A 15,156-nucleotide genomic window follows, 5' to 3' on the forward strand; every position below is an offset into this window, starting at 1 on the left:
GGCGAACGGTTTGGACGATCGCCACGCGGGTCAACCTGCAATTGAACGGAACGGAAGCAGCAATGAAAGTCTGCATATTCGGCGCGGGCGCCGTCGGGGGCCACCTGGCGGCCAAGCTGGCGCGGGGCGGCCTGGACGTGTCCGTCGTGGCCCGCGGTCCCCACCTGCGCGCCATCCAGGACGACGGCTTGACGTTGACCTCGCCCAAGGAGACGTTCAACGTCCGCGTGCGCGCCACCGATAATCCGGCGGAGCTGGGCGTGCAGGACCTCGTCATCACCGCGCTGAAGGCGCACTCGCTGCCCGCCGCCGCCGACGGGATCGGGCAACTGCTGGACGCGGACACGCCGGTTGTCTTCGCCGCCAATGGCGTGCCCTGGTGGTACTTCTACGGCGCCGGCGGGGAATTCGACGGCCGGCCGCTGCCGCGCCTGGATCCGGATGGCGTGCTGGCCCGGCGGATCGGCCTGCACCGCGTGATCGGCGCGGTCATACGTTCGCCCAACGAAGTCGTGCGGCCGGGTGTGATCGAGGCGCGTGCGGAAAACAATGCCTTGGTGCTCGGCGAGCTGGATGGCGCGATCACCGAACGCCTGACGCGCTACTGCGAGACGCTCTCCGCGCACTTCGGCGCGGTCACCCCTACGTCGGATATCCGCACCGCCGTCTGGGACAAGCTGCTGGTGAACGTGGTGACGTCGCCGATGGCATGCCTGGCGCTGGCGACCTCCAAGGACATCGCCGACGATCCCGACCTGGTCGCGCTGTATCGCAAGCTGGCCCAGGAATGCATCGCCATCGCCGCGCGGCTGGGCATCACCTTGAAGCCCGATATCGAAACCCTGCTACGCCGGGGCCGCGAATTCGCCCATAAGCCGTCCATGCTGCAAGACCTGCTGGCTGGCCGCCCTTTGGAAATCGACGCGCAGCTGCTGGCCGTCCAGGACATCGCCCGCCTGGTCGGCGTCGACACGCCGCTGATGGACGCGCTATTCGCGCTGCTGAAAGTACGAGCCCGGCAGCACGGCGATTGAAACGCCGACGGGAACGGGTTCGCGCTGGCTTTCAAGCCTGCCCGCGGCGCAGCAGAGCCTGAATGTATTGACCGGCTTCGAGAATGTCGCAACGAATGGCGCGCGCGGTGGCGTCGGCGTCGTTGCGGGCCAGGGCTTCGACGGCTTCGGCGTGGTAGTCCATGCGCTTCAGGTAGGGAACGTATTCCGGCAGCACCAGGTTCAGGACCGGGCCGCAGCGCAGCCACAGGGTTTCGATGGCGTCCTCGATGATGTCCATGCCGCTCAAGGCATAGATATGGAAATGGAAGCGGCGATGCACTTCCAGATAGCCTTGGTGCCCGTCCACGTCGATCAGCCGCTTCATGTCGGCCAGCAGGCCACGCAGCTGGGCGATGTCCTCGGGCGTCGCGTGGGCGGCCGCTTCGTACGCGGCGCGGCCTTCCAGTTCGGCTCGCATGATCAGCAGTTGGTGCAGTTGCGCCGCATCGACCTCGGGCACCACCGCCCCGCCGCCCTGTCCCCCCGTACCGCGTCGCAGGATGCGCTCGGCCACCAGGTGGTTCACCGCGTCGCGCACGGGCGTCAGGCTGATGCCGAGCTCGGCCGCGACATCGCGCAGCAGGATGCGGTGGCCGGGTTCATAGCGCCCGGACAGCAGCGCTTCGCGTAGCGCCGCGTAGGCGCGATCCCACAGGGTTTCGCGCTCGATCGGCTGCAGCACCGCCGGTTTCACGGGCGCGGGCGCCTGGCCGGCGCCCGCGCCGGCGGCTTTCACTGGGGGCATCTGCCTACCTTCCTGGGTTGTTGAACCCGCCTATTTTCGCACCTCGGACCGCCAGGCGGTTGCGCCGTCCTGGCGCGTTCCCATCGACCAAAAGCGCCATTGTTATTTGTTATAACGAATGATAGTATGCCCCGGAAACGTCGGCCAGAGAGCCACGCCACGCGCCGGATAAGGCGCTCATACGGAGGAGACCCGCATGTCCTTGCTAACCCGGTTGGCAGGCGCCCTGGCCTGCGTTTGCGCCGTGACGATGGCCGCGATACCGACGGCCACCGCCGCGCCCGACAACTTTCCCGACCACGCCATCCGCTTCATCGTGCCCTGGAACGCCGGCGGCTCCAACGACATCGCCGCGCGCGAACTGCAGCAGATCATCGGCGAGCAGCAGAAGATCACCATCGTCGTGGAAAACGCCCCCGGCGCGACCGGCGCCATAGGCTTGGGCAAGGTGGCTTCGGCCCCGCCCGACGGCTATGTGGTCGGCATGGGCACCAGCTCGACATTGGCGCAGATCGCGCAGAACCTGACGCCGCTGCGCAACGAACAATTCGCCCACATCGCCCGTGTATCCACCGACCCGCTGATCCTGCTGGTGCCCAAGGACGGCCCTGCCAACCTGGAAGCCTTCCTGGCCCACATGAAGCAGAACCCCGGCAAGGTCTCCATCGGCACGCCGGGCACCAACAACCTCAACCACATCTTCGCCGAGATGACGGCGCGCGCGGCCGGCGTGGCCTACGTGAACGTCCCCTACCCCGGCGGTTCGCGCGTGATCGCCGACCTGGCCGGCAAGCAGATCCAGGCCGCGGTGCTGAAGCCTTCCGAAAGCAAGGCGCAGATCGACGCCGGCTACGTCAAGCCCATCGGCGTCTTCGGCAACGAGCGCCTGCGGGTCTACCCCGACGTGCCGACCTTCAAGGAGAAAGGCTACGACGTTTATCCCTACGGGCCGCTCGTGCAGATGGCCTACGTCGTCGCGCCGGCCGGCGTGTCGCCGCAGGTGCGCCAGCGCCTGGTCGATATCTTTTCCAAGGCCATCCAGAGCCAGAAGTTCAAGACCTTCGCCGAGCAGAACGGTTTCCTGGTGGACGACATGAAGGGCCAGGCCCTGGACACCGAGGTCCGGAACGTCCAGACCACGCTGAACAGCGTGGCTTCCAAGGTATTCAAGCAACAATGAGGAAACAATGAGCACGATCAAGAAAGTGACCTGCCACGTGGTGGCCGCGCCGGTCGAACGGCCGTTTACGTCCTCGCGCGGATGGCTGTACAAGACGCGTGGGTCCTGCATCGTCGAGATCGAAACCGCCGACGGCGTGGTGGGCTGGGGCGAATGCTACGGACCCGCGCAGGTATCGCGGGCCTATATCGAATCGCAGTACGGACCGCGCATCATCGGCCGCGACGCTTTCGACGTGGAAGTGATCTGGGAAGACCTGTACAACCGCATCAAGGACTACGGCAATTCCGGGATGGCGATTTCGGCGCTCAGCGGCATCGACATCGCGCTGTGGGACATCATCGGCAAAGTATGCGGCAAGCCCGTCCACAAGTTGATCGGCGGCGCGCATCGCACCGAAGTGCAGTCCTATGCCACGGGCTTGTACTTCATCGATATGGATCGCCTGATCGAAGAAGCCGTGGAAGAAGCCAGGGACTACGTCGACCAGGGCTTCCAGGCGATCAAGATGAAGATAGGACTGGGCTCGCCCAAGCTGGACATCCGGCGCGTGGCGGCCGTACGGGAAGCCGTCGGCGACGATATCCGCTTGATGGTGGACGCCAACCACTGCTTCACCGTGCCCGCCGCCATCCGCCTGGGCCGCGAGCTGGAGCAGCTGAATATCGAATGGTTCGAAGAACCGATCTCGCCGGAAGACCTGGACGGCTACGTGGAAGTGACACGGGCATTGGACATGGCGGTGGCCGGCGGGGAAAACGAATTCACGCGCTGGGGCTTCCGCGACATCGTGACCCGCAAGGCCATGGACATCGTGCAGCCCGACGTCTGCGCCGCCGGCGGCATCAGCGAATGCCGCAAGATCGCCGCCCTGGCGCTGGCGCATGGCGTGGAGTGCGTGCCGCACGCCTGGGGATCGGCGATCGGCCTGGCCGCGACGCTGCATTTCCTGGCCGCCCTGCCCGACCAGCCGCCGAGCTTCCGGCCCATGCCGCCGCTGCTGGAGTTCGAGCAGTGCGAAAACCCTTTCCGCGATCTGTTGACCGTCGAACCCATCGTGCAGAAGCGGGGCGTCGTGCAGATCCCCACGGGCGCGGGGCTTGGCATCGAGGTCAAGCGCGAAGTGCTCGACCGCTACCGCGTCGCCTGAGATCCCCATGCGATTCGTTTCTTTCTATCGTGGCGACGGCCGCGTGGTCCCGGGCTTCATCGACGATCGTCGCGCGGGCGAGGCCTGCGTGGTGGACGTAACGCTGCCCGGCAACGATGCGTGGGCGGCCGCCCTGCCGCCCGATCTGCTGGCCTGGGTCGAGATGGACCTGCGGCGGCTGGCGACCCGGTTGCGCGCATGCGCATTCCCGGAGACCGCGCGCACACCGTTGTCGCGGACGCGGCTGGCCGCTCCGCTGCCGCGGCCAGGCAAGATCGTCGGCGCGGCGTTCAACTACCACGACGCCTTGAAGGAACGCGGCATGCCGCCGCCCGAGACGCCGGTGATCTTCATCAAGTCCGGACGTACGGTGATCGGTCCCGACGAGCCGGTGCGCCTGGCCCCGGACGTCGGCAACGTCACCTACGAAGCCGAGCTTGCCGTGGTGATAAGCCGCACGGCCCTGCGCATCGATGCGGCGCGGGCGATGGATCACGTCGCCGGTTATCTGACGCTGAACGACGTCAGCGCCAGCGACATGGTGCGCGCCGACAAGGCTTTCGTGCGCGGCAAGAACCAGCCGACGTTCTGCCCGTGCGGACCGTGGATCGCTACGCCGGACGAGATATCCGCGCCGGGCGCCTTGGGCGTCACATTGACGCTGGACGGTACGGTCCGGCAGTCGGGCAATACCGCGGACCTGGTCTTCGGCATTGCCGAACTCATCGCCTATGCGTCCACGCAGATGCCCCTGGATCCAGGCGATATTATTGCCACGGGCACGCCCGCCGGCGTGGCCATATCCCATCAACCCGCGGCATGGCTGCGGTCCGGCTCGACGATGATCGCCGAAGTCCAGGGCCTGGGCGCGCTGCGCAATCCGATTCTGGCAAGCGAGACCTGATGAACGCCAAGCCCATCGTGGTGCTGACCAGCGCCATCCACCCCGACGAACATGCCCGCCTGGCGGAGCACGCCACCGTGCGCGTGGCGGCCGATCCCAAGCCCGCTACGCTGAATGCCTCGGCCGTCGATGCCGACGGGATCATCGTGCGCAACCCCTTGCCGGCCGATATTTTCGAACACGCGCCGCGTTTGAAAGGCGTGGTGCGCCACGGGGTGGGCCTGGACATGATCCCCATGGAGGCCGCCAACCGGCACCGCGTGCCGGTGGCGAACATCCCTGGCTCCAACACCGCCTCGGTGGTCGAGTACTGCCTGGCGGCGATGCTGCATCTGCGGCGTCGGCTGGCCCAGGTCGACGCCATGCTGCGCTCGCAGGGCTGGGCGCCGGCGCGCGCCTTCGGCGAGGGTGGCGACGAACTGGCCGGCGCGACGCTGGGCATCGTCGGCGTCGGGGCGATCGGCAGCCGCCTCGCGGCGCTGGCGCAGGCGCTGGAGATGCGGGTGCTCGGGCTGACACGTCGTCCGGAGACCCTGCCCGCCGGCGTCCGCGCGGTCGACAAGGACACGCTGATGCGCGAGGCGGATGTCATCGTGCTGGCCTGCCCGCTGAACGAACAGACGCGCGGGCTCATCGATGCGCCGGCGCTGGCGCTGGCCAGGCCGGATGCGCTGCTGATCAACGTATCGCGCGGCCCGGTGGTCGATGCGGCCGCATTGACGGCGGCGCTGCGCGACGGGCGGCTCGGCGGCGCGGCGCTGGATGTGCACGATGTACAGCCACTGCCCGCGGACGCGGAAATACTGCGGCAATCGGGGGTGTTGCTCACGCCGCACATGGCGGGCTCCACCGTCGCCAGCATGCGCCGCATGAGCCGCGGCTCCGTGGACGAGATGCTGCGCATCCTGCGCGGGGAAGCGCCGGTGAACTGGGTGAACAAGGCCGAAGTCGCCTAGCCGGCCGCGCCTAGCCGGCCGCGCCTGGCCGGCCGCGCCTGGCCGGCCGCGCCTGGCCGGCCGCGCCAAGGCGGCGGCGCCCGCCGCAATGCCATACGCAATATCTACGACGAGAGGACGACAACATGCGCATCACCGACATCAAAGCCGTACCAATCTCCTTCCCCGTACCGGAAAACAAATCGGTGCGGCTGGGCATAGGCCGCAGCGTCAAGCGCGACGCGGTGCTGGTGCGCGTGGACACGGACGAAGGCGTGACCGGCTGGGGCGAGGCGCATCACGGCCGCTGTCCCGGCGCCATCGCCAGGCTGATCGATACCACCATCCGTGAACTGGTCCTGGGCATGGACCCGCGCGACGTCAGCGGCGTCACCGCGCGGGTACTGAAGATGCAGTTCGCCAGCCACGGCATGGGCGCGGCATCGGCGCTGGCCCTGAGCGGCCTGGACCTGGCACTGTGGGATATCCGCTGCCAGCTGACCGGCTGGCCGCTGTACCGCCTGCTGGGCGGCGCCGCCAAACCCATCAAGGCCTATGCCGGCGGCATCGCGCTCGGCTGGCAGGCGCCGGAGAGCCTGGCGCAGGAAGCGCTGGGCCTGGTCGAGCAAGGTTACCGGGCGCTGAAGCTGCGCGTGGGAGATACGGCGGCGCGCGACATCGCGCGGGTGCGCGCCGTGCGCGCGGCGGTGGGCGACGACATCGATATCCTGGTCGACGCCAATACCAACTATCGCATCGAAGACGTGCGCCGCGTCATGCCGGCCTACGAGGAATGCCAGGTGATCTGGCTGGAAGAGCCCTTCCCCGCTCATGACCATCAGGCCTACGCCACCGCCGCGAGGCTGGGACGCGTGCCGCTGGCGGCGGGCGAGAACCACTACACCCGCTACGAATTCGGCCCCTTGCTGCAATCGGGCAGCGTGGGCTATGTCCAGCCCGACCTTTCCAAAGTGGGTGGCGTCACGGAAGCCATGCGGGTGGCCGCGATGGCGGCCGCGTTGAAGCTGTCGGTGAACCCGCATACGTCGGCGACGGCCATCAACATGGCGACGTCCATCCATTATCTGTGCGCGGTGGACAATCCCGGGTATTTCGAAGCGGACGTCACCGCGCTGAACCCCTTCCGCGACGAGATGATGGACCGGGCGCCCTACACGCTGGACAAGGATGGCTGCGTGCAGCCGCATGAGGGCGCGGGCATAGGGCTGCGTATCGATGCGGCCTTCCTGGCGGCGCATCCGCTGATCGAAGGGCCCTGCTACGTGTAGCGCCACGCGGCCCAGGGCCGCGCGGGCGGCGACGCAGGGATACACACGATTGCCACGCGGACGCGGCCATGCTGAACTGCGCGCATGAACCTGCGCCAGATCGAAGTCTTCCGTGCGGTCATGATGGCCGGCTCGGTCAGCGGAGCTGCCCAGCTGCTGCACGTCTCGCAGCCGGCGGTCAGCCGGCTCATCGCGTATACCGAGCAGCGCCTGGGTTTCCCCTTGTTCCGCCGCCTGCGCGGACGCCTGCATCCCACGGCCGAGGCACACAAGCTGTTCAGCGAAGTGGAAACGCTGTACCAGGGTGTGCAGCGCATCAACGGCCTGGCCGGCGACATGGCCAACCAGGCCGGCGGCGTGCTGCGCATCGCCTGCAGCCCCAGCCTGGCCTATGGCCTGCTCCCCATGGCGATCGCGCGCTACGCCGAGCGCCATCCCGACACCAAGGTCACGGTGGAAGGCATGCTGGCCAAGCCGCTCGCCGATGCGGTGCTGACGCAGGCCGTCGATATCGCGGTGGCCATCGTCCCCCTGCAGCATCCGCGCATCCAGACGCACAAGCTGTTCCGCAACCGCGTGGTGGCCGTGCTGCCGGATGGACACCGGCTGGCGGAACGCAAGCGCCTGCGCCTGGCCGACCTGCGCCATGAGCGCGTCATCGGCTACAGCCCCGAAACGCCGCTGGCGCATGCCATAGCGCGGCTGTACGACGGCGCCCGCCTGCCGCCGCGCTGGGTCGCCGAAGTCAAGCAGACCCATGTGGCATGCGCCATGGTGCGGCAGGGATTGGGAATCGCGCTGGTGGACGAACAGGCCCAGTTGGGTGGCGCCTGGCCCGACCTGCTTATGCGCGAAATCACACCGTCCATCGACTTGCAGATACGCCTGGGCTACGCACGCCAGGAACCGCTGTCGGCGGTGACGCAGGCTTTCGTGGACCAGTTGCAATCGCTGCGCCATCCCCTGCTGGTACCGGCCTCGTAGCGCGGGCCGCGCGGGCCAAAAAGCCCCTGCGCGCGTCTCGCGCGGCGATGCCGCGACCGCCCGCAAAGCCAATACCCGCGCGGCGATTAACTCGACGTTATGGAAATTTTCCATATCGGAATGCGACACCGCGCGCGCCCCCTGCCTAGAATTTGCCCGAAGCCGCCGGCATAGGCGGCGAGCAGCCATCCGGCGGCTCCGATACACAAGGGGTAGAAAATGAAGCTCGCATTGCCTTGTCTGGGCCGCTGGCTGGCGGCCGCCTTGTTGCCGCTGCCGCTGCTGGCCGCCGCCGGGTCCTATCCGGACCGGCCCGTCACCGTGGTCGTGCCCTACCCGGCCGGCGGGTCGCTGGATACGGTGGGACGGCCCATCGCGCAGATGTTCGAGAAAGCCACCGGCCAACCCATGATCCTGGAAAACGCAGGCGGAGCCGGCGGCCTGATCGGCGCGGGCAAGGTGGTGAAATCCACGCCGGACGGCTACACGCTGTTATTGGCCAGCAACGGCCAGGTCACAATCGCGCCACTGGTGTACAAGGATATGCCCTACGATCCCGTGCGCGACCTGCTGCCTGTCGTGCACCTCGTGGACCAGACGGCCGTCCTGTATGCCGGCGCCAAATCGCCCTACAAGACCTTCGCCGACGTGGTCGCGGCCGCCAGGCCCGGACAGGAAAGCATCCAGTTCGGATCGAGCGGCAGCGGCAGCATCTCGCACCTGGCATTGGAACTGCTGGCGCAAAAAATGGGCGCCAAATTCAATCACGTTCCCTATCGGGGGGCCGCGCCGGCGCTGCAGGACCTGGCCGGCGGACAGGTGCCGCTGCTGTTTACCTTCGTCGGCTCGGCCAAGGCCCTGACAGCCGCCGGCATGGTGCGGCCGCTGGCCGTCGCGTCCGCACGGCGCCTGCCGGCCCTGCCTGACGTGCCCACCTTCGCCGAGCTGGGCTACCCCGGCGTCGAGGCCTCGGTCTGGATCGGCCTGATGGCGCCCAAGGGTACGCCCGCCGATCGCATCGGCCGTCTGGCGCAGGAGGTCGGCGAGCTGCTGAAGCGGCAGGATTTCCAGAAGCTGATGGCCGACAACAATATGGAAGTCAAGGGCGGCTCCATCCAGGCCTTCCGGGACATGATGCGCGCCGATGCGGCGCGTTGGGACGGGCTGGCCAAATCGGTCGACCTGGTTTCCAAATAGCGCGGTCCGCCGTCGCCGGCCGATACCGCGCGGCACATCGATTCCACGGCCTTCGCCCGGGCACGCCTTGCGCGTCATCGCCGCCCGGGCGGACCGCGGCCGACCCACCGTTCACGCCGCGCCGGAGGTGCGGCGCCACTCCAGGAATTTTTGATGAAACAGATCACCGGCATCGCGCCTTCCGGCTCCATGGGCAGCGGCTACAACCTTGCGTCTTTCCAGCGCGCCATGCAGGCCCATCCGGACTTCATCGGCCAGGACGCGGGCTCCACCGACATGGGCCCTTTCTACCACGGCGCGGACCAGCCCTTCCTGCCCCTGTCGGCCTATCGCCGCGATCTGGCCGTGATGCTGACGGCGGCACGGTCAGCGAAAATACCGCTGCTGATCGGTTCGGCCATCACCAACGGATCGAACCGCACACTGGGACTGATGATACGGCTGGTGCACGAAGTGGCCGCCGAACACAAACTGTCGTTCAAGCTGGCCGTGATCGGCGCGGAGATCGACAAACAATACCTGAAGCGCAAGATCGATACTGGCCCCGTCGTGCCCCTGGGCCCGGAAGGCAACCTGACGGCCGCCACGGTGGACGCCGCCGGCCCCATCGTGGCGCAGATGGGCATGGAACCCTTCATGCGCGCCCTGGAGGCCGGCGCCGAGGTCATCATCGCCGGCCGCGCCTGCGACGACGCGGTGTTCGCCGCGCTGCCGGTGCTGCGGGGGTTCGATCCGGGCTTGTCCCTGCATTGCGGCAAGATCCTGGAATGCGCCGGGCTGTCGGCGGTGCCCTACGATCTGGGTGAACCCATGATCGGCCGCGTGCGCCAGGACCATTTCGAGGTGGAGCCCGGCAATCCCACCAGCCGCTGCACGACCGTATCGGTGGCGGGCCATTCGCTGTACGAGCGCAGCGATCCCTTCCTGCAGGCCGGCCCGGGCGGCGTCAACGACCTGACCCATGCCAGCTTCGAACAGTCGGACGAGCGCACGGTGCGCGTGCGCGGCAGCGCCTACATCAGGGACGCCCAATATCGCGTCAAGCTGGAAGCCGCCGAACAGCTGGGCTACCGCAGCATCGTCGTGGTGGGCATCCGCGACGCGGTGATGATCCGCGAACTGGACGGCGTCCTGGAGCATGCCCGCGAACGGGCCGAAGAACGCTTCGGCCTGCGGGAGAACAACATCAACCTGTTCTTTCGCGCCTACGGCAAGGACGGCGTGATGGGCGCCCTGGAACCGGACCGGGACCTGCCGGCCAAGGAAGTCGGCCTCGTCATCGACGCCGTGGCGCCCGACCAGGATACGGCGACGGCGGTCGCGATGTTCACGCGCGGCGTGCTGCAACACGCCCACTATCCCGGCATCCTGACCACGGCGGGCAATATGGCATATCCGTTTTCGCCCTTCGGCATTCCGGTGGGACCGGCCTACCGCTTCTCGGTCTACCACTTGATGCCGGTGGCCGATGCCTGCGAATGCTTCCCCATCCACTACGAGACCATCAGGAACTGAGCCCATGGCGACCTCGACCCGACCCATGACGGCCTACGCCAAGGTCATACGCAGCAAGAATTCCGGCCCGTTCGAACTGACCTTCGACATCATGTTCGACGAGGATGCGCCTTATCTGCACGTCAAGCGCAGCGGCGTAATCAGCATCGACAGCGTGGCGCGGGCGTTCTCCATTCCGGCGGCGCGGGTGCTGGTGTGCACGGCCTTCGACGCGGCGCGCGCATTCAAGATCACCATCAAACGCCCGGTGAGTTCCGGCGATGTGCTCGACCGCGACGTGTACGGCTGCCAGCAGCATGTTCCGCTGACACGGATCCAGGTCCCGGACTGATACCTTCTCCGCGCCGTGGGACATGGCGCTTCAGCGGTATGGACGCCCGCGCCTTCCATTTCGTACAATGAAATTCATTTCATTGAAGGAAATAGAGGCGCCATGCATCCCATTCCGGAAGACAAGCTGGTCGAGCACGTCGTTACGCTGCAGGCGCGCCCTGTTCCGCCGGCCACGCGACAGCGTCTGGCGCAGGCGCTGCTGGACTGGTTCACGGCGGGATGGTCGGGCATGCCGCTGGACGCGGCGGCCCGGCTCAGGCACCTGGCCGTGCTGTGCCATCCGGGCGCGGGCGACGCAAGCGCCTTCGGCGGCGGGCATTCGGGCGCCATGGCGGCCGCTTTCGCCAATGCGGGGATCGCGCACCTGCGCGAGATCGACGACGCCCATCGGGCGGCCATGCTGCATCCCGGCATCGTCGCGATATCGCCGGTGCTTGCGCTGGCGGCCGAACGCCCCATCACGCAGCGGCGCGCGGCCGACGCCATCATCGCGGGATATGAAGTGTCGTTGCGGGTGGGCGAGGCGCTCGGCACGCGGCACGCCGCCAACTTCCACGCCACCGCCACCGCGGGCGCCCTGGGCGCGGCCGCGGCGGCCGCCGTGGCCTTGGGCCTGTCGGCCGCCGAGCTGCACCACGCGCTCGGCATCGCCGCGACCCAGGCCGCCGGCTTGTGGCAACTGGTCGACGACAACGCGCACGAATCCAAATCGCTGCACCCGGCCATGGCCGTGCGCAACGGCCTGACCGCCGCCCACGCCGCGGCGGCGGGCTTCCCCGGGGCGCGCGCCTTCTTTACCGGCAAGCGCGGCATGTACGCCTTGCTGGCCGGCGACGGAGACATCTCCACCCTGGACGGCGGACTCGATGCGCCGGAACGCATCAACACCGCCACCATCAAGGCCTGGCCCTGCTGCGCGCAGCTGTTCACGCCCCTGGACGCGGCGCAGCAACTGCGACAGGAGCATGGGCTGCGCGCCGAGGACATCGCCGCCGTCGAAGTGGTGATTTTTCCGCACGCGTTGAAGATCGCCGGCGTGCACTGGCCCACGAAACCGGCCGAGACCGCCTTCTGCCTGCGCTACGTCATGGCGCGCGTGCTGATGACCGGAACGCTGACCATCGAAGACATGGAAGCGCCGGACCTGTCGTCGGCTCCCCTGCTCGCGCTCGCCGACCGGATTACGATCAAGACCGACGAACAGTTCCAGCAGGTTTTTCCGCGCAAGCGGCCCGGACGCGTCACGCTGTCCATGCGGGACGGCCGCACCTTGACCGAGCTGCGCGAGCTGCGGCGCGGCGATCCGGAGCTGCCCTATGACTGGGCAGGGATGCTGGCGCGCATGCGGTCATTCGCGCCCGCGATGGACGATCGCGCGGCGGCGCGTATCGCCGGATGGTGCGCGCGTTATGCCGACCCGGCGCGGGATGCCGAACGCTGCGACCCCGATCCGGCGCTTTTCACCGTCTAGAGACGCACGGCGTTTCACGTGGCGGGGGCCGCCCCCGGACCCTCATCGGTCGCGCGGGGCCGTCGCCGAAAACCCCTGCGCGGCCAGTTCGGCGCGCACGATGTCGACCGCCTTCAGCTGCGCCTGCTGATTGTGGCGCGACGCCAGCCCCAGCACGACCATCGATCCGATGAACGCGCCATCGGCCTCGAACACCGGCACGGCCACGGAAGCCATTTCGGCGACGCGTTCGGCGCGCGTCATGACATAGCCCTTGTCGCGTATGGTCTTCGCATGAGGCGTATCGCCGCCCGTGAAGGCCAGCAGGATATGGGCTGAAGATCCGCCGTCCTTCAGCGGAATCCTGGTGCCGACCTCCACATGGTGCCGCACCTCCTGCAAGGTGTTCTCGCGATAAAGGCAGATGCGCTCATCGCCGCTGCGGACATACAGCGCCACGGTTTCGCCGGTCTGCCGCATCACATTGCGCAGCACGGGCTGGATGCGCGCCCCGACATCGAACGTCTGCCGATACAGCATCCCCAGATGCAGCGTCGCCGGTCCCAGCGCGTAATTGCCGCTGTCGAAGCGATGGATGAGCCGCGCGCGCACCAGCACGCCCAGCAGCCTGAGCAGCGTGGCCTTGTCCAATCCGGTCCGCTCGGCAAGCTCGCCCAGCGACAGCTGCAGCGCGTCCGTGCCGAAGCTTTCCAGGATGCTGATGCCGCGTTCGAGCACGCCGGCCGGCGGCGTGGGGATGTTTTTGCTTGACACGTTGAATCCGAGCTCCTATATTTTCGCTCAATAAAACCTATTTTATCCAATGAAACGACGGCATGGTGCGCAATGCAACCGTGCCGTCGGCCTCAGGAGACAAAGTATCGCTTGCGGGCGGCCACGCCGCTTGCCGGCAGGCGAGATTTTCCATCATGGCCGATCAAGCTTCTTCCCTGCTCGCCGCGCTGGCCGCCGTCGTCGGCGACGCTCATGTGCTGACCGATCAACGCGACACGGCCTCCTACGTGGCCGACTGGCGCGGCCAGTATCCGGGCATCGCGCGCGCCGTCGTGCGGCCGGCCAGCACCGCGCAGGTCGCGGAGGTGGTCCGCCTGTGCGCCCACGCCGGCGTGCCGCTCGTTCCGCAAGGCGGCAATACCGGCCTGGTCGGTGGCTCGACGCCCGACGACTCGGGCCGCGAAATCCTGATCAGCCTGGGCCGCATGACGGCCCAGCGCCGCGTCGATCCACTGGGCAACAGCATCATCCTGGAAGCGGGCTGCACCATCCTTGCCGCGCAACAGGCGGCCGCCGCCTGCCAGCGGCTGTTTCCGCTGTCCCTGGCATCCGAAGGCAGCGCCACCATAGGCGGCGCGCTGTCCACCAATGCCGGCGGCGAGCAGGTGCTGCGCTATGGCAACACGCGCGACCTGACGCTCGGACTGGAAGTCGTGCTGGCCGACGGCCGTGTCCTGGACGCGCTGACGACCTTGCGCAAGGACAACACCGGCTACGACCTCAAACAGCTTTTCATCGGCGCGGAAGGCACGCTGGGCATCGTTACGGCCGCGGCGTTCAAGCTGTTTGCCCTGCCCCGGCGCACGGTGACGGGATGGGTCGCGCTGGCCGACCCGCAGGCGGCCGTCGAACTGCTGGCGATGCTGGGCGACGCGGTCGGCGAGCGTGTCACGGCCTTCGAACTGCTGGGCCGCGAGGCGCTGGACCAGGTGTTGGCGCACGGCCTCGACGGCATGCGCGATCCGCTGGGCGGCGATTATCCATGGGCGGTGCTGTTCGACGTCTCGGAAGCATCGGCCAGCCTGGATCCATCGCAGGCGGTGGAAGAAGTCCTGGCCGGCGCGCTGGAACGCGGCCTGGCCGGCGATGCCGCGCTGGCGGCCTCCGGCAGGCAGGCGGAAGAGTTCTGGGCCCTGCGCGAACATGTGCCGGAGGCGCAGCGGCTGGAAGGCCCGTCCATCAAGCACGACATCTCCGTACCCATCACCGCCATACCGGCGTTCATCGCCACCGCGGACGCGGCCTTGCGCCGGGCCGTTCCCGGCATACGCATTGTTTGTTTCGGCCACGTGGGCGACGGCAATCTCCACTACAACCAGAGCAAGCCGGCCGGCATGGCCGACGCGGAGTTTCGCGCCCGTGCATCGGAGATTCACGACATCGTGCACGGCATCGCCGCGTCGCTGGACGGTTCGATATCCGCCGAGCACGGCATAGGCCGGCTGAAGCAACAGGCCTTCCTGCGGCACAAGTCACCCGTCGCGCTGGACTTGATGACCCGGGTGAAGACGGCTTTCGATCCGCATGGCGTCTTCAATCCGGGCCGGGTATTGCCGCTGGCGGGCCCGACCTGACGACGGCCGACGGGCCGATAGGCCGATGGGCCCGGTCCATCCGCGCGCCG

General features: G+C 67.8%; 14 protein-coding genes. 12 read left to right on the plus strand and 2 right to left on the minus strand.

Annotated features, from left to right (window positions below; translation table 11 throughout):
- Window positions 1–62: 62 nt before the first annotated feature.
- Window positions 63–1,034 carry a ketopantoate reductase family protein gene (locus tag ACNA0R_RS19335; protein ID WP_415827673.1) on the plus strand — a complete coding sequence of 324 codons (972 nt, stop codon included), beginning with the start codon at window positions 63–65 and terminating at the stop codon, window positions 1,032–1,034.
- Window positions 1,035–1,065: 31 nt separating this feature from the next.
- On the opposite strand, the gene ACNA0R_RS19340 is transcribed toward ACNA0R_RS19335, so the two are convergent.
- Complete coding sequence (locus tag ACNA0R_RS19340) at window positions 1,066–1,800, minus strand: GntR family transcriptional regulator (RefSeq protein ID WP_415827674.1); 735 nt, start codon at window positions 1,798–1,800, stop codon at window positions 1,066–1,068.
- A gap of 196 nt (window positions 1,801–1,996) precedes the next feature.
- Between ACNA0R_RS19340 and ACNA0R_RS19345 the strand changes: the two genes are divergently transcribed.
- From ACNA0R_RS19345 to ACNA0R_RS19390, 10 genes are all read left to right on the plus strand, one after another.
- A complete protein-coding gene (locus ACNA0R_RS19345; RefSeq protein WP_415827675.1) occupies window positions 1,997–2,980 on the plus strand; it encodes a Bug family tripartite tricarboxylate transporter substrate binding protein in 984 nt (327 codons plus the stop codon).
- 7 nt (window positions 2,981–2,987) lie between these two features.
- Window positions 2,988–4,130 carry a mandelate racemase/muconate lactonizing enzyme family protein gene (locus ACNA0R_RS19350; RefSeq protein ID WP_415827676.1) on the plus strand — a complete coding sequence of 381 codons (1,143 nt, stop codon included), beginning with the start codon at window positions 2,988–2,990 and terminating at the stop codon, window positions 4,128–4,130.
- 7 nt (window positions 4,131–4,137) lie between these two features.
- A complete protein-coding gene (locus ACNA0R_RS19355) occupies window positions 4,138–5,034 on the plus strand; it encodes a fumarylacetoacetate hydrolase family protein (RefSeq protein ID WP_415827677.1) in 897 nt (298 codons plus the stop codon).
- Window positions 5,034–5,990 (plus strand): NAD(P)-dependent oxidoreductase, encoded by a 957-nt coding sequence (locus tag ACNA0R_RS19360; RefSeq protein ID WP_415827678.1) that lies wholly within the window; start codon window positions 5,034–5,036, stop codon window positions 5,988–5,990. The genes ACNA0R_RS19355 and ACNA0R_RS19360 overlap by 1 nt, the downstream gene beginning before the upstream one ends.
- A gap of 125 nt (window positions 5,991–6,115) precedes the next feature.
- Window positions 6,116–7,258: a mandelate racemase/muconate lactonizing enzyme family protein gene (locus ACNA0R_RS19365; RefSeq protein WP_415827679.1), complete on the plus strand. Its 1,143-nt coding sequence runs from the start codon at window positions 6,116–6,118 to the stop codon at window positions 7,256–7,258.
- A gap of 84 nt (window positions 7,259–7,342) precedes the next feature.
- Window positions 7,343–8,242, plus strand: a complete 900-nt coding sequence (locus ACNA0R_RS19370; protein WP_415827680.1) for a LysR substrate-binding domain-containing protein — start codon at window positions 7,343–7,345, stop codon at window positions 8,240–8,242.
- Between the two features lie 219 nt (window positions 8,243–8,461).
- The gene (locus ACNA0R_RS19375) at window positions 8,462–9,439 is read left to right on the plus strand and encodes a Bug family tripartite tricarboxylate transporter substrate binding protein (protein WP_415827681.1); all 978 of its coding nucleotides are present in this window, start codon (window positions 8,462–8,464) and stop codon (window positions 9,437–9,439) included.
- A 153-nt stretch (window positions 9,440–9,592) separates the two neighbouring features.
- The gene (locus ACNA0R_RS19380) at window positions 9,593–10,954 is read left to right on the plus strand and encodes an acyclic terpene utilization AtuA family protein (protein WP_415827682.1); all 1,362 of its coding nucleotides are present in this window, start codon (window positions 9,593–9,595) and stop codon (window positions 10,952–10,954) included.
- Between the two features lie 4 nt (window positions 10,955–10,958).
- The gene (locus tag ACNA0R_RS19385; protein ID WP_415827683.1) at window positions 10,959–11,285 is read left to right on the plus strand and encodes a DUF4387 domain-containing protein; all 327 of its coding nucleotides are present in this window, start codon (window positions 10,959–10,961) and stop codon (window positions 11,283–11,285) included.
- 102 nt (window positions 11,286–11,387) lie between these two features.
- The gene (locus ACNA0R_RS19390) at window positions 11,388–12,758 is read left to right on the plus strand and encodes an MmgE/PrpD family protein (protein WP_415827684.1); all 1,371 of its coding nucleotides are present in this window, start codon (window positions 11,388–11,390) and stop codon (window positions 12,756–12,758) included.
- A 42-nt stretch (window positions 12,759–12,800) separates the two neighbouring features.
- On the opposite strand, the gene ACNA0R_RS19395 is transcribed toward ACNA0R_RS19390, so the two are convergent.
- The gene (locus tag ACNA0R_RS19395; RefSeq protein ID WP_415827685.1) at window positions 12,801–13,511 is read right to left on the minus strand and encodes an IclR family transcriptional regulator; all 711 of its coding nucleotides are present in this window, start codon (window positions 13,509–13,511) and stop codon (window positions 12,801–12,803) included.
- Between the two features lie 155 nt (window positions 13,512–13,666).
- Here ACNA0R_RS19395 and ACNA0R_RS19400 point away from each other — a divergent pair, with 155 nt between their 5' ends.
- Window positions 13,667–15,106: an FAD-binding oxidoreductase gene (locus tag ACNA0R_RS19400; protein WP_415827686.1), complete on the plus strand. Its 1,440-nt coding sequence runs from the start codon at window positions 13,667–13,669 to the stop codon at window positions 15,104–15,106.
- Window positions 15,107–15,156 lie beyond the last annotated feature (50 nt).

Source organism: Bordetella sputigena (assembly GCF_965137885.1).
Classification (GTDB): Bacteria; Pseudomonadota; Gammaproteobacteria; order Burkholderiales; family Burkholderiaceae_B; genus Bordetella_C; species Bordetella_C sputigena.